Genomic DNA, 15,159 nt, shown 5'->3' with positions numbered 1-15,159 from the left:
AACGCAAAAACCTGCCTTGAGACAGTCCTTTCAACATTCATTTAATCGGCCTCGTTGGTGATCCGGCATACGTTATGTATTTATCCTTCACCCTCCGACAACTATCAAGCGCTTTGATGGGCGGTGAGGACTTGGGATCGCTCAGACCGGCAAAACGGATTCGTTTTCAGGGATTGATTGATAGATAGAAAGACTTAGTTTAGGTGTGGCATACTCCTGGCGCTCAAGGTGGTGCCGGGTTCCACCTTGACCAGGAGGGCGAAGCGATGAACTCGGGTCAACCGGCCATCCTATGCCTGCTTCGATCAACCCCACGATAAGAGGGATTCCATGGATACATACAGCGTTTTCCCGGATTCACCCATCGGGTCTTTCGGCCCGGTATCGGAGGTTTTCTTACAACGTGGCATCGATACCTTCCGGTCAGCCTGCCGCTGGGTGCATGAACTGCCCTACGGCTACAATTCGGACCGCGACGACCTGATGATTCTATTCGAAGAGAAAATGGGCACCTGCACCACCAAGCACGCCGTGATCGCCACCCTGGCGGTGGAATTGAATCTGTTGGTGGAGAAGAACATCGGCATCTATGCCATGACCGAAAAGATCGTCACCGGCACCGACCCTATTCTCGACAAATACGGCCTGCCGTACGTGCCGATGATCCACTGCTTTCTGGCCGACGGTGAGCATCGGGTCGACCTGACCGAAGGCAACGCCAACGGCAAAAACCGCTCCATCGAAGATTTTCTTTATACCGAAACGGTCATTCCGAACATCGCGGGCAGGGATGAATATCTTAAATACCGCAATGCCCTGAAGGAACACATCCTGAAACGGACCGAACTGCAGGGGGTCGACATCAAGACCATCCTGCACGCCCGGGAGGAGGGGCTCGACCTGCTCAAGGCCAACCTCGAGAAGTGATCGGTAACGACCGGTCCGGTCTATCGGCACGGCGCTGTTCTTTTCCCTGGTAATGGCGCCCATCGTCCCTCCATGCGGATCCTGACGCACGCAGCGCCAGCCGATGCCGGGGGTGTTCATGCACCATCTATAAATGCCGTTTGATTTTGGCGATGAGTTCCCTGGCAATCGGATCGGCGTCGGCTTTGATCGAGGCCGATGACATGGCATCTATCCGACGATTCTCCAACTCCTTAAACACAAAACCACTGTCTGATGTCGTCAACACGATGATGGAAGGCAGGTCGCCGTATGTGTCCAGGAACTGCTTCACCGTCCTGTCGATTGTCCACCCCATGCAGGTATTGATCAGGACAACGGCGGAATACCGGTTGGCATCTTCGAGCGGCAGGCCGGCAATACCGATGATTTTTACATAGACCGCTTGATCCTGGAATGCAGTTGAGATCGTTTTGACAACGGCACGTTTGAATTCACTGTCCGGTGAGGCGATCAGCAGGCGTTTGTCCAAGTCGGCCCGGTTGATTTCATGAAAACCGATATCTTTTTGCGGCCAGAGGTAGTGCGGGGCGGTGCAGCCGCAAACCACAAGCAGACAAATCGGCAGTACCTGCTTCCATCGGTTCAGTCTCAGTCTTGCAGTGAGGGTTGCCATCCTACCTGCCCTCCTTTGAACCCATCCAACTGATTTGCGATTTTGCTATCACACGCTGCCGCGCAGCGCTGCCGTTGCGGCAGAACACGATTTGCGGCTTATCGGAGCCGAGCAGAGATCTCTCTTATCGAGGCCGCGGGGGGCTTTAACCAAAATCCATCATGGGTATGCTGCTCAACAAATTCAAGCCCTTTTTTCATTGGATGTGCCGAGAAAAGGCATTGTAAGATTCGCTCTGTCCGCATCGTTTCTTCGAATCCTGGATAATTATCATCCTAATAAAATTCTAACAATCGACAAGTAGGCAATACATCGCACATGATGACCCACGAGGGATGCCGGGATGCGGCGCTTAATCAATACCGGCCACAGGAAAAAGAAAAGATCCCAAGATGACCGTTGAACAAGACCTTGAAAAGTCCGCCTGTGATATCGTTGATCAATACCGGAAAGGATTGTCGGCCGGGTCTCAGACAAAAGGCTGGCCAATGGTCTGGAGGGACCTCACCAAGGAATTGCGCAGCCGGTGCCCCGGGTTTTCATAATTGAAATACGGAATCGCCTTGAACCAAAGCTTCTTAAATTGGGAACCCTGTGCGGAAGACCAAAAGAAACATGGGAAAGGGCCGCTTTACCGACCGTGATCCTCCTGAGCCTCGGCGAGTATCCTCATCGTGAAACGCGACAGCGAGCGAACAGGAAATCGACTTTCATCCTTACGGTGCTGCGCAGCACTGCCGCTGCCGGCAGAACATTCCCCGCGGCTTGCCGCGGGGAGGGTTCAATCCGATCAGATGGGAATGTCGGGTGGGCATGCCGGTCTTCATGAACGAAGCCGGATGGGCATGTTGCGGCAGAAAAAAATCCCGGCGGGTTTCGCTGGTGCAGCGGCGGAAGGATTCAGACGTTTCCCCAATGGGCCATGTAAAGGCGGTAGGTCTTGTTGTCGGGGCGTCGGGGTTTTACTGCGTACCGTAAATAATTGATCAGCTGCTTCAAGTGTTTCGAATAGGTTTGGCCGCAGCGCAGCGCTTTGCCGTCGTGAGAATGGGCTCGCAAAAACATACGGTCGGCCCGCGTGGCTTCATCGATTGCCTGGGAAAGCACTTCCCATGTTTTTCTGTCTTTTACTTTCTCGACGAACTCTTCGATGCTGCAATTGTCGGATATCATGCGAGGCTCCTTCAGATGGCAATACCACCTGCTTGGAAAATGGTTCGATACCAGCGCCGTGGGATTGGACTGGCGACATCCATGCTTGCCGCTAAGAGCCGCTGAAGGTAGCGCCGAATTGTTAGGAAAGTGCTAGGATAATGATTTTCCAAAGGCAAAGCGTCCTAATCAAACACTAACACATGCATGCCATCCTGCGTGCTAACTCAATCAGGAATGGATTGCATCAGACATGGATATTTAATACCCTATTGCAGGCGTGATCGCATTGGTCGGCGCCGTTGCCTTTTTAAAAAATTTTCGACTTTCTCGCCGCCCAGAGCGTAAAACGGCTCTTATAGATGGGGGAGGGCTGCTGCGCCGATCAAATCTGTGGAGCGGACTCCCATTGAACCGCGGTAGCGAACACATTCCCGGCAGCAAGCGACGGGTAGGGTTCAATAATCGCATGGGTGGCCCGCTTTTGCTGGCCGGATCCCTTGCCTGCTTAGCAGAATTGGATATCCTGGCCCAACAGTGAGCGAAACGGCTGTTGGAAAATAGCGGAAGAACAACAGGAAAAAAGTCGTGATAAAACCCAACCTATTCATCAGGTTGATGTAATAACGATGTTTTGTAGAGGACATAAATGTTCAAACACCTCAAGGTTATGGTTGTTGTGACAGGACTGATCGGATTGACCGTTGCCGCTTTTGCCGGTGATTTCGATGGGTCGACGCCACTGTCTGGAACCATCGGAAAAGTCGTACAAATCAATCAATACACGATCGCAGATGATGTCGATCCCGACACCGTCGGCCTTCCGAAAAAATTCCTGATTGACTTCAACGCCAAGGTGATTCTTCCCTCAAGTGACAGCATGGTAAGAAGAAGAATTTCAATTGATCGTGTTACGATCGTCGAGAACAAGACAGTGATCCAAGGTGTCGATGAAGGGGTCGAAGGGGTAGAGGATGGTTTGGCTTGGAGCCTGGCAATATCGCAAAAAGACGGACGTGCCGTTCTTGCCGCATCTGGCGATGGCGTGGCCTATGTCGTGTTTGGTGTGTGTAGGCCCGTCAAGGAGAACTGACCTTCAGGGTGGCAAGGCAACGGCCGTTATGAAAGAAATCATTTAGAAACAAATGGTTAAACGCTTTTTAAATAGTTTGAATCCACGAATGTCTTTTTCGGGCGATTTTGGCGTTGGACGTAATGGTTTCAATCCTCAACATAACCCTCTATTCGAGCCCTTGACCTCGTTGGCAATGTTGTTCCCCCCAAAAAAAAATATCCTGGCGCGATATTTAATAATGGTTGCACGGGGCGGTTTGCTCTGCAGAGACGATTTGCGGGAAATCGATCCGGACTCCAGATATTTTTGTCAGATGATGCCTGATAGTCCCAGCTCCCGCAACTTTTCTGGCGTTGGGCGGCCATTTTCATCCCACCCTCGAAATCGGAAGTAATCTGGCAGCATTTCGCCGAGATGGCAGATCATCCCCTTGGCCGGTCCGTCGGGCAGGGGTTGTTCGAGGATGCGTGACGGTAGCGTGTCGTCTTTGCGAGAGAAACCGGCGCGTAACAGGAATAGTCGCTCGGCGTTGAAGATCCGTTCGCCGGCCTGGCACACTTCCTCGAGGCTGTAGCCGGCGCCGGTGGCGGCGTTGAGCAGTTCGGTGATCCCGTCGGGGCGGATGGCCCGTTCAGGCAGCACCAAGTTGCGCACCGAGAAGAATACACACAGGCCAGCGGCATCGATTACCGCAAACGTGTCCTGCCAGTCCTTCACCAGCTGGGCCTTGTCGTCCCACGTGAGGGGATCCACCTGGAAGGGAACGCCCAGGATCTCGATGTAGGCCGGATCGCCGCGCATGTGGGACGCGCCGATCGGGGATGTTGCATAGGCCAAGCCCATGCCCTGTTCTGCGCGAGGTTCGTAGCCCGCAAATTCCTGTCCCTTGGCCGTGATGGAGAACTCCGGATGGCCAAAGTGCTTTGCCAACCGTAGGCTGCCCGTGGACAGCAATTCTCCAAACCCCTTTTTTTCCGCCGTCATCCGGGTCAGTTTTACGAGGGCATCAGCATCGCCGAAGTGCAGGGGCATACCGACGTCTGCTTCGGTGATGATACCCTTTTCGAACATCTCCATGGCGCAGGCAATCGTGCTGCCCATGGTGATCGTGTCCATACCTTGTTCGTTGCAGATGTAGTTGGCCTTGGTGATGGCCGCCAGGTTGTCGATCCCGCAGTTGGAACCCATGGCGTAGATGGTTTCGTATTCCGGTCCTTCTCCCTGGCCTTCGTATCCCGGCTCTTTTACCCGGGTAACCCGGCCGCATCCGATGGGACAGGCGTGACAGGCCTTGTGCTTGACGAGGTACTTTTCGGTCAGGGCTTGTCCGCCGATGGCTTCCCATCCTTCGAAAGTCCCTTGCTGGAAGTTGCGGGTGGGCAAAGCACCAACGGTCTGGGTGCCCGTAATTGTGGCGGCAGTTCCGTAAGTCCGCAGCGGCGGCGGGTCGCCCTTGTAGGTGTCGGAAAATTTACGGTTGAACTTTTTGACCGATTCCTTGAAGCCTTCCTTGTCGAAGAGTGGCACGGGCGTATTGCCATACACCGCAACGGCTTTCAGGTTCTTCGATCCCATCACGGCCCCGGCACCCGAGCGTCCGGCGGCCCGGTCGCGGTCGTTCATGATGGAGGCGAACAGCACGCCATGTTCACCGGCCGGACCGATGCAGGCCACCCTCGCCTGCGGACGGGTTTCCCGTTGCAGCGAAGCTTCAGTCTCATGGGAGTTTCTTCCCCACAGGTGGGCGGCTGGCCGCAGTTCCGAGCGGCCTTCATCAATCCACAGGTAAACCGGCTCGGGGGCTTTTCCGGTAAAAATAATCATGTCGATGCCGCTCTGTTTGAGCGCTGCCGGAAATTTACCCCCGGAGTTCGAGCAAGTGATGGCTCCGGTAAGGGGAGACTTGGTGGTGACCATGTAACGGGCACCCGTGGGCGCCAGGGTTCCCGTCAGCGGGCCGGCGGCCATGACCAGGATGTTACCTGGCCCCAGAGGATCGCAGTCAGGATCCAGCTCCGCCAGCAGTGTATGGATACCGAATCCTCGGCCGCCGATGTAATCCCGGGCCATTGCCGGGTCCAGGTCTTGATCACCGACAGTGCCCGCAGTCATGTTCACCCGTATGATTTTTCCTGCCCATCCATGCATGATCGACCTCCCTTGGTTTCAATTTCAGTGCCTGCCGCGACGATGCTGTTGCCGCGCCTGGTCATCAAAGGATTGTCATTGAAACACACAAAACCTTGATTTGTTAAAAAGGTCCGGATTATACAACTTGTCAGTAGCCGGTCCCCATGGCTCCCGGAGCGTTACTCACTGTGTCCCGGCGTGGGTCTTGGGTTCATAATGGAGCAATATCTGTAAAACAGTGAACATTATCATTAAAAGCTACCATGAGTTAAAGCCGCTCACCGCGTGCCTTGCAGATGAGGGACGACTGGCGCTGGCTGATGGAGAGACGGTCCGCGGCGTTCTGCAGCGCCTGGGTGTACCCAAGGAAAAACTGGCGGCGTTGGTCCTCTTCATCAACGGCCGCGTGGCCCGTTTGGAAACTCGCCTGGCCGAAGGTGACACGCTGGTGTTCTTTTCTTCCATCGCAGGCGGTTAAGGCTGACGTCAAGCATCTCTAAAGCGTGGTCCGCGATGTCCCCTTCGAGAGCTTTGTCCAAAGCGCTTCCGAACAAGGCGAGGAACAGCTTTTATATAATCTGGTCACCGGCTTCCGGTTTCCGGAGACAGCTCAGGATTGGTTCCACGGTCTCAAGATCCGGCAGTCCCTCGATGGCCGACAGTATGCGGTCCTGTTCCGTCGGGGCCATCAACCCTGCGGCCAGCCGCCGGAACTTGCTTGTCAGCCGGGTCCGATCCATGGGGTTGGCCGGATCCCCCAGGGGATACCGAACCGTCTGTTCCACCCGGCCGGCGGCCGTTTCCAGGCAGACTCTGGCCCCGGTTTCAGCCGGGAAACAAGCGTCCAACACGGGATCGACATGCAGGCGCACCCGTGCGGCGAGAGTGGTGGCCGTCGGCCGGTGGAGCCATTCGGGAGAAAGTGGCAACAAGGCTTCCGCCCCTCCGTAGGCGGTTACCGCCAGACAGAAGGGCAGGCTATACTGAGCACCTTCGAGGGTATCGGGATCGGCGTAGTTGTTCAGCCGCAGCGCCCGCTCGAAGGTATATACATCCACGGCTCGGATGTCGCCCGGGGTGATCGCGCCGCCGGTGACCAGTTCGGCCATTGCATCGATGGCCGCGTGGATCCACCGGCAGCAAGCATAGGGTTTGAAATAGACCGCAGTCATTGCGCTGCCGTTCGCAAGCCCGTCTGTGATGGCGGTTGCGTCGAAGTAGTCAGGATGGTCCAGAATGTCCAGGGGGCCGGTGAGTCCCTGCCGGGATAGTTCCAGGGCTGTCAGGCCGGTCATTACCGACCAGGGAATGCCCTCCTTGACCTGGTTGCCCATCACCGTGCTGTAGCCGGCGGCCGACAGCCCCGGTGACAAAACCCCGGCAATGGAAAAGGCCGTCTCCAAAATTTTCGGCGTGTCCCTGGCCAATAAACCGGCGCCAGCGACCACGCCGTAGGCGCCCCAGCGGCCGGTGGACAAGGTGTCTAACCGGGTGAAGTCACGGGCCGCGGACACGCGTACGGCCACCTCGTAACCGGCAGACAAAGCTCTGATGACATCCAGGCCGTTGGCGTCCACAGCCGGTGCCACTGCCAGCACTGCCGGAATGACTGCCGCTCCAGGATGACCGCCGGCCTGCCGGTGGCCGTCGTCCAGGTCCAAAGCGCTGGCGGCGGTGCTGTTTGCCATGGCGGCCCCTTCGGCACGGCGTCGGTCGCTGGTGAACCATAGCGTTGCTGATCCCGAAGCGTAGAGACGCCGCACAGTATGCCGGGCGGCTTTGGATGCGGGAAATGTGTATCCGGCCGCGGCGCACCCGATCAGGTCGATCAGGACATTGCCGGCGGCCCGGGCAGCAGCAGTACACGGCGCACTGGCAGCCATATCGTGGACGTATTCGGCCAGAATGCAGGTGGTCCATCGGTTCATTGCAGCGGTTCGCCTTCTATGGGATGGACGGCGGCTATCGCCGCGGTGGTTTCCGGATCGAGCAGCCCCTCGGCCAGCAAATCGCTGCGGACCCTCGCAACGGTGACTCGCCAGGGGTCAAGAGCGACTTTGAGATAGGCCGCCTTGAAGCGGGCGATGTTCAGCGCTTCGTTTTTGGCTTCGGACAGCCGCACGTGTTCACTGAAAAAATCACCGGCCCGATCGCAGGCCTCCAGCAGGGTGTTCTGAATGTCGGGCCGCAGAACCTGGTATTTGGCTTCGTTTACTGCCACGCTCAGCACCGGGGGCAGGTCACCCAACAGCGTTACGAAACGCATATGCCGGCAAAATTTCAGTGGATAAAGGTGCGCCCTGTGGGTGGGTAACACATCGATGTCTCTGGATCGCAGGGCTGCACTGACCTCCGCCCAGGGAACCGCCACCGGTCGCGCTCCCAGAGCCCGCCAGAACCGTCGCATCAAATCACTTTCTACTATACGGACCTTGAGCCCGCGAAGATCGCCGGGCGTCACCAGGGGCTGGCTGGCGGCAAGCACCCACTCAACGCCTCTCTTCCAGTTCCACCGTCTATTGATAGTGCGGATGCCCGCTTGGCGCAACGGCTCGATCAGTCGTTCCCGAAAGAAAGCGCTGTCGATAAACGCCCGGCGGTGAGATTCGGAATGGAAAGTATACGGCAGTGCAAAAGCGTTGAAGCCGGGCACAAAGGTCGAGTAATAAAAGGGCTCTTCCACAAACAGGTCGATGAGCCCGTCCTTGAGCTGGTCAACCTGGGCAGCGGCCGAACCGATCTGGGACGGACGCAGAGGCAAAAGCGACAGACTGCCGTCGCTGATGCGGCGCACCTCCTCGGCAAACCACTGGATGCCGGCATTTTCCGGGCCCTTTACAGTGGTCAGCGTGCCAAGCACCCGTGGCATTTCATCGAAGCTCTGAAACAAGTAGCCCACAGGCCGGTCGAAAAACTGGCACAACCGAGCCAGGACCGTCACAGACAAGGCCGCCTTGCCATTTTCGATCTTCGACAGCTGCCCCTGTGAGATGCCGGACCCCTCGGCCAAAACAACGGTAGTTATGCCTGCAGCCTGTCTCAGTTCGCGTACCCGGGCGCCTACCCGCAGCTGGATCCGTTCTTCAAGGTCGCCACTCTGAAGGCGTTTCGCTGCCATGGGGTTATACGACCTCGCTTTCCTCTACCCGGTGGTCGAGCTTCATCCCCCGGGCCTTGAGTTCCCTCAGCAGTTCACGGGGCGGAACATCCCGCGTGGGTGACAGGACCCCCGACGCGGTGATCTGTCCGGTCAGAATCATCCTGGCGCCGATGCTGGCGGTGTAACCCACGGTGCGGTTCATGGCGAACAGGCCAGTGCTCAGATCCCGGTAGTCGATGAGATTGTATGTCACGCGGCGCTGCCTGCCGTCTTTGATCCCCCATGCGGTGACCCGCAGTACAACCATGTCGCGTTCGTTTTCGGCAAACTGCAGTTTAGGCGTCAGGTGTCGAACCAGAAACTGCCGGGGTGATATCGTCCCGTTCGCCGCCGGCATGGGGGTGTCGTCCAAAAAACCCATCTCGGCCATCACCGACCAGAAGCGGCAGTGGCCGGGATAGCGCAGCGCAAAGCGGCCCATATCCTTGACCTCGGAGCCGAGGTTGAACACCTTGATGAAATGAATAGCATCTCCGTTGGGGTAGGCTTCCAGCAGTCCCAATCCGGCCACTTCAACGGAATGGCCATGCTCGTCCCTGAAAATATGCTCCCCGGGGATCGACACTTCCTGTCCGTTCCGCAGGACCCGGGCCGGGCGCTTGTAGGCTTTGAGCACGCCGTCGAAAGTCCAGGTGATCTTGTAGTGCAGCGGGTTGTCCCCGGCGCAATCAGGCTCCGGCAGGCCTGCCCCGTATGAGTACATGCCGTGAACTTCGTCCAGTTCGTCCACGGCCAGCCGCCCCAGGACCAGGTCGATTCCCGGATCCATCCCCATTTCCGGGAGAATGGTGACCCCCCGAACGCGAGCGTCCGCGTCCAGTTCTGCCACCCTGCCGGCATAGCTGCTGCTGACAAAATGGCACCCGGCTGTCAGGGCGGCACTAGCGATGGGGTAGTTGAAATCAGCCGGCAGCATGCAGATGGTAACCTGGGGACCGACAGATTCGATCAGTTTCAGCAGTTGCTCTTCACGGGAGGCATCCAGCGCCACTGCTCGGCTGCGGGTGTATCCTTTGCGCTCGAGATAGCCTCGTGTCGCGTCCAGATCCATGTCCGCGACCACAATCTCGGAAACCAGCTCCCCCTGTTCCAGGTCGTGTATCACGGCTTTGCCCTGCAACCCGAGACCGAGCACCAGTACCTTGTTCATTTAATTTTCCTCTCAGTTGTCAAATGTTACGAAGCCGCGGATCGAGAGCATCACGCAGCCCGTCCCCCAGCAGGTTGATGGACAAAATTGTCACCATGATGGCCAGGCCTGGCAGGGTCACCAGCCACCAGGCGTCGGTAATGTAAACTCGTCCTTCGGCCAGCATCCGCCCCCAGGTTGGCATCGGCGGCGGCACCCCCATGCCCAAAAAGGACAGGCCGCTTTCCCATACGATGATGTTGGCCACGCGCAGGGTGCCCAGCACCAGCATCGGGGAAATAACGTTGGGCAGAATGTGACGAAAGATGATTACCCGGTGGGGAGTCCCGATGGCCCGGGAGGCTTCCACAAACTCTTTTTCCTTCAGGGACAATACGCTGCCGCGGATAGTGCGGGCGTAGGTCACCCAGTCGGCCAGTCCCAGCACCAGAATCAGGTTGAAAATGGAGTTTCCCAGTACCGCGATGACCGATATGGTCAACAACATGAAAGGGTAGGCCATGAATATATCCGCGACCCGCATGATCAGACTGTCGAGTTTTCCGCCGTAATAACCTGAGAACAGGCCCAGCAAAATCCCCGCCATCTCGGCCACCAGAACGGCCGCAAATCCCACCAAGAGCGATACGCGGCTGCCGTATAAAAGCCGCGCCAGCACGTCGCGACCCAAGTTGTCGGTCCCCAGGGGGTAATCCCAGTTGCCGCCGTCCTGCCAAACCGGCGGCGTGAAGCGGGCCATCAGTTCCTGTTCCAGAGGGTCCACCGGATAGAAGACCGGAAAGGATAGGCTCACCAGAAGCACCATTGCGATCATTATCCCGCCGACCATGGCACTGGGACGCCGGACCACCTCCCGGACGGTTTCGGCCATGAACCGCAGCCGGGGCTCGATGGCTTCGAACAGGGACGCTTTGGCGGAATTAATGGCGTTCATTTATCCTCGAAATAGTTGATCTGTGGATCAAGGTACATGTAAAGCATATCCACCAGAAAGTTCACCGCCACGAAAATAACCGACAGCACCAGTACGGTTGCCTGTACCAGAGGGTAGTCACGGTTGAAGATGGCCTGGACCACCAGGCGGCCCACCCCCGGCCAGGCGAAGACGGTCTCAATGATCACCGTACCCCCCAGCAGAAAGCCGAACTGCATCCCCGCTACGGTCACGATGGGAATCAGCGCGTTCTTAAAAGCGTGTTTGTAGATAACGACCGGTTCCCGGAGCCCCTTGGAGCGGGCTGTGCGGATGTAATCCAAGCTCAGAACCTCGAGCATCACCGAACGCGTAAGCCGGGCAAACATGGCCATCAGGCTCATTCCTAGCGCCAGGGCCGGCATTACCAGGTGTGCCAGGGTGCCCCGTCCCGAGGTGGGCAGCCAGCCCAGTTTCACCGAGAACAACAGGATCATCATGATCCCCAGCCAGAAATGGGGCATGGAGAGGCCGAAGAGCGCACCGAGCATGCTCCCCATGTCCAACAGTGACCCCCGGCGCACCGCAGAGACAATGCCGATGGGCACCGCCACCAGCAGGGCGATCAGCATGGCGGCCATTGCCAACTCGAGGCTGGCCGGCAGACGCTCGAGGATCAGTTCCATGGCCGGGACCTTGTAGTAGAGTGAATTGCCGAACTCTCCCCGGACCGCCTGCCAGGCAAAGCGCACGTACTGCACGTGGATGGGGTCGTTGAATCCGAGCTGCTCCCGCAGGGTCTCGGTCTCCTGGTGGGAGGCGTCGGCCGGCAGCATAAGCAACACCGGATCACCGGACAAGTGGATGAAAAAAAAGCTGATCATCGAAATGCCGATGAGTACGAACACCGTGTGCCAGAGGCGTTTAAAAAGATATTGCAGCATGACGTCCATGGCGGGGCCGCACGGGGCGGCCCCGCAGAGTTGGTTTTACTTCTTCGGTTTGGCGTAACGCATGTTCAGGAAACCGTCCCGGCGGCCTTGGTAGTCGACGTCGTTGGCTACGCCGAAAACCTCGGGCACCACATACAGAAATGCCCAGGGGGCGTCCTGGTAGAGCATTTCGTCGATCTGGGCATAGACCTTGGCCCGCTCGGCGCGGTCCATGATCGTACGGCCCTTGTCGAGCAGTTCATCCACGGCCGTGTTCTTGTAATAGTAGTCGCGGCTCTTGGAGTGGAACAGGGAGTACATGTAGCGGTCCGGTTCGGGGGCATCATCCCACCAGTAGATGAAGAGCTGGTGTTGTTTGCCCTTGTAGCGTTCCCACATCACAGCCCGCTCGAACGGCTCCAGGGTGACCTTGAAGCCGGCTTTGGTCATGTTGGCGGCGATGGCTTCGGCCTGTTCCTGAATCTGGGACATGTAGGTGGGGTAAGCCAGGCGCACCGTGACACCATCGGGGTGACCGGCCTCCTTGAGGAGTTTTTTGGCCTTGGCCGGATCGTAAGCGTAAGGTTTGAGTTTGGGGCTGTGGCCAAAAGTACGGGGGCTGATGGGGCCGGCGCAGATGATGGCTTTGCCGTCGAACAGGGCTTTGCCGATCAGTACCCTGTCAATGGCGTAGTTGAGCGCTTGGCGAACCCGGACGTCGTTGAAGGGCGCCTCGTAGGTATTGATTCCCAGATAGGGCATCACGCCCATCTGCGGGGTCAGGTAAGCCTTGCCGGAATCCTGAAGCTTCTTGCGTTGGTGGACCGGTACCCCGCTGATGACATCGGCTTCGCCGGTGAGTTGGGAGGCGATGCGGGAGGCTTCCTCCGGGTTGGCCTTGAAAACCACTGTCTTGTAGGCCGGTTGGGGGCCGTAGTACTTGTCGAAGGCCTCAAGCACGATCTCCTCACCCCGGACCCACTTCTTCAGCCGATAGGGTCCGCTACCGACAGGATCGGTGTTGTACTTTTCGTCGCCGACTTCCTGGACATACTTGGGCGGAACGACAGGCAGGTAGTATCCCAGCATGTAAAGACCGGGTGCATAAGGTTCCTGGGTTTTGATGGTGAAGGTGTGATCGTCGATTACATTCAGCTCGGTGAAGGCTGACAGCTTGCCCTTGTGGGGGCTCTTGACTTCCTCGCTGTTGATCCGGTCGTAGGAAAATTTCACCGCGGCGGCGTTAACCGGTTCGCCATTGTGAAAAACGGCATCCTTGCGCAGGGTGATCTTCCAGGTCAGATCGTCGACTTTTTCCCACTTTTCCGCCAGGGCTGGCAGAACGGTTGCGTCTTCCTGGGGGTGGAACAGGGTGTCGTGGATATTATAGCACACGCTCATGGTGGTCTGGATGGAGCTTTGCATCAGATCAAGACCGACGGGCTCTGCCTCCTGCATCACGACCAGTGAGTCCTTGGCTGCTGCCGGCAACGGGGATGTCGCCAGGGCGAGAGCCATCAATGCCACCAGGCTAAAAAGTGACCATCTTTTCATGACTGAACCTCCTTTTTTGTTGGGTTGTGAGTATGATCGTTTCCTAATTTTCGGCCGCCGATGCTCCGGATCGGGCGGCGGCTTTTATCGGCTTTCCGGGAGGGGCGGGGCGCCACTCCGGTCCGTCGGTGTATAGATGACAGGCCACCACATGCTGTTGGCCGATTTCCCGCATGAAGGGGGCCGTTTGTTCACAAATGTCCATGCGCCGAGGGCAGCGCGGGTGAAACCGGCATCCCGCCGGTGGATTGATCGGCGAAGGTACATCGCCGCTCAGGATGATCCGCTGCCGCTTGTATCGCGGATCCGGCACCGGCACGGCCGACAGCAGCGCCAGCGTGTAAGGGTGGCGCGGTGTCGCGTAAAGGACTGCAGCTGGCGCCATTTCCACAATCTGTCCCAGATACATCACAGCCACCTTGTGACTGACGTAGCGGATAACGCTAAGATCGTGGGAAATGACGATATAAGAGAACTTAAACTCGCGCTGGAGCCGGACCATCAGATTGATGATCTGGGCCTGTACAGACACGTCCAGGGCCGAGACCGGCTCGTCGCAGATGATCAGTTCGGGCTGCAGGACAAGCGCACGTGCGATCATGATGCGCTGTCGCTGACCCCCTGAAAATTCGTGGGGAAACCGCTTCATGTGCTCGGGAAGCAGGCCGACGATGCGCAGGATTTCGGCCACCCGCTCACGCCGCTCCCTGCCGTTGCCTTCCCGGTGGGTCAACAAAGGCTCTTCTACGATTCGTTCCACGGTTAAGCGGGGATTGAGCGACCCGAATGGATCCTGAAAGATCATTTGCATCTGCCGTCGCATCCGTCGCTCCTGTTTGGCGTCCATGGACAGGAGGTTTTGGCCCTTGAAACGGACCTCTCCGGCCGTGGGTCGGATCAGGCGCAGAATCGCCCGGCCGGCGGTGGATTTGCCGCATCCGGATTCGCCCACCAGGCCCATTGTCTGCTCCGAGTCCACGGAAAAGGAGATGCCGTCCACGGCGTGCACATATTCCCGGCGCCTGCCCAACAGGCCACGGCGAACCGGAAAGTGTTTGACCATGTTGTAGACTTCCAGCAGTTCAGCCATGATCCACCATCCAGCAGGCAACCCGGTGGCCGGGCGCCGCTTCACGCAGTTCCGGAAGCTGCTGACGGCAGATGTCACCCACCCGGGGGCAGCGGGGGTTGAACGGGCATCCCGGCGGCAGGGCGGTCAAGCTTGGAACCACACCCGCGATCTCATACAGCTCGCCCTTGTCCGCGTTCATCTCCAGCGAAGGAATGGCACGCATGAGGCCGCGGGTGTATGGATGCAGGGGATTATCGAACAACGACAACGTGTCGGCCGATTCCATGATCTGCCCGGTGTACATGACCGCCACCCGCTTAGCCGTCTCGGCAATCACGCCCAGGTCGTGGGAGATGATCACGATGGCCGTTTGAAGCTCCTCCCGCATTTTATTCATCAATTCCAGAATCTGGGCCTGAATGGTAACGTCAAGAGCCGT

14 protein-coding genes are annotated in these 15,159 nt (G+C 57.7%); 3 read left to right on the top strand and 11 right to left on the bottom strand.

All coding sequences use genetic code 11. From position 1 onward, the window contains the following. Nucleotides 1-330: 330 nt before the first annotated feature. Nucleotides 331-927, top strand: a complete 597-nt coding sequence (locus ACZCED_RS23200) for a hypothetical protein (RefSeq protein ID WP_464861883.1) — start codon at nt 331-333, stop codon at nt 925-927. A gap of 127 nt (nt 928-1,054) precedes the next feature. Here ACZCED_RS23200 and ACZCED_RS23195 read toward each other — a convergent pair whose 3' ends face one another. Both ACZCED_RS23195 and ACZCED_RS23190 read right to left on the bottom strand, forming a co-directional pair. Continuing rightward, entirely contained in the window at nt 1,055-1,582 is a 528-nt protein-coding gene (locus ACZCED_RS23195; protein ID WP_464861882.1) for a hypothetical protein, read from the bottom strand. A 900-nt stretch (nt 1,583-2,482) separates the two neighbouring features. Further along, on the bottom strand, nt 2,483-2,755 hold the full coding sequence (locus ACZCED_RS23190; RefSeq protein WP_462968824.1) for a hypothetical protein: 273 nt from the start codon (nt 2,753-2,755) through the stop codon (nt 2,483-2,485). A 628-nt stretch (nt 2,756-3,383) separates the two neighbouring features. On the opposite strand from ACZCED_RS23190, the gene ACZCED_RS23185 reads away from it, so the two are divergent. Then, on the top strand, nt 3,384-3,827 hold the full coding sequence (locus ACZCED_RS23185) for a hypothetical protein (RefSeq protein WP_462968823.1): 444 nt from the start codon (nt 3,384-3,386) through the stop codon (nt 3,825-3,827). 291 nt (nt 3,828-4,118) lie between these two features. Here ACZCED_RS23185 and ACZCED_RS23180 read toward each other — a convergent pair whose 3' ends face one another. Continuing rightward, nucleotides 4,119-5,957 (bottom strand): aldehyde ferredoxin oxidoreductase family protein, encoded by a 1,839-nt coding sequence (locus ACZCED_RS23180; RefSeq protein WP_462968822.1) that lies wholly within the window; start codon nt 5,955-5,957, stop codon nt 4,119-4,121. Between the two features lie 220 nt (nt 5,958-6,177). Between ACZCED_RS23180 and ACZCED_RS23175 the strand changes: the two genes are divergently transcribed. Further along, on the top strand, nt 6,178-6,417 hold the full coding sequence (locus ACZCED_RS23175; protein WP_462968821.1) for a MoaD/ThiS family protein: 240 nt from the start codon (nt 6,178-6,180) through the stop codon (nt 6,415-6,417). A 91-nt stretch (nt 6,418-6,508) separates the two neighbouring features. Here ACZCED_RS23175 and ACZCED_RS23170 read toward each other — a convergent pair whose 3' ends face one another. The 8 genes from ACZCED_RS23170 to ACZCED_RS23135 form a co-directional block, all read right to left on the bottom strand. Further along, a complete protein-coding gene (locus tag ACZCED_RS23170) occupies nt 6,509-7,867 on the bottom strand; it encodes an MmgE/PrpD family protein (protein ID WP_464861881.1) in 1,359 nt (452 codons plus the stop codon). Further along, a complete protein-coding gene (gene dctP / locus ACZCED_RS23165) occupies nt 7,864-9,057 on the bottom strand; it encodes a TRAP transporter substrate-binding protein DctP (RefSeq protein WP_464861880.1) in 1,194 nt (397 codons plus the stop codon). Before dctP ends, ACZCED_RS23170 begins: the two co-directional genes overlap by 4 nt. Nucleotides 9,058-9,061: 4 nt before the next feature. Further along, complete coding sequence (locus tag ACZCED_RS23160) at nt 9,062-10,249, bottom strand: saccharopine dehydrogenase family protein (protein ID WP_464861879.1); 1,188 nt, start codon at nt 10,247-10,249, stop codon at nt 9,062-9,064. Between the two features lie 19 nt (nt 10,250-10,268). After that, a complete protein-coding gene (locus ACZCED_RS23155; protein WP_462968817.1) occupies nt 10,269-11,183 on the bottom strand; it encodes an ABC transporter permease in 915 nt (304 codons plus the stop codon). Next, entirely contained in the window at nt 11,180-12,115 is a 936-nt protein-coding gene (nikB, locus tag ACZCED_RS23150; protein WP_462968816.1) for a nickel ABC transporter permease, read from the bottom strand. Before nikB ends, ACZCED_RS23155 begins: the two co-directional genes overlap by 4 nt. Before the next feature lie 36 nt (nt 12,116-12,151). Further along, entirely contained in the window at nt 12,152-13,648 is a 1,497-nt protein-coding gene (locus ACZCED_RS23145) for an ABC transporter substrate-binding protein (protein ID WP_464861878.1), read from the bottom strand. A 43-nt stretch (nt 13,649-13,691) separates the two neighbouring features. Next, nucleotides 13,692-14,738: an ABC transporter ATP-binding protein gene (locus tag ACZCED_RS23140; protein ID WP_464861877.1), complete on the bottom strand. Its 1,047-nt coding sequence runs from the start codon at nt 14,736-14,738 to the stop codon at nt 13,692-13,694. Next, the coding region (locus ACZCED_RS23135; protein WP_464861876.1) for an oligopeptide/dipeptide ABC transporter ATP-binding protein at nt 14,731-15,159 on the bottom strand (429 nt) is incomplete at its 5' end. The genes ACZCED_RS23140 and ACZCED_RS23135, both read right to left, overlap by 8 nt.

This window comes from Desulfosarcina sp. (assembly GCF_055467485.1).
The sequence above is the reverse complement of the archived record's forward strand: the minus strand, read 5'-3'. Positions and strand labels throughout refer to the sequence as shown.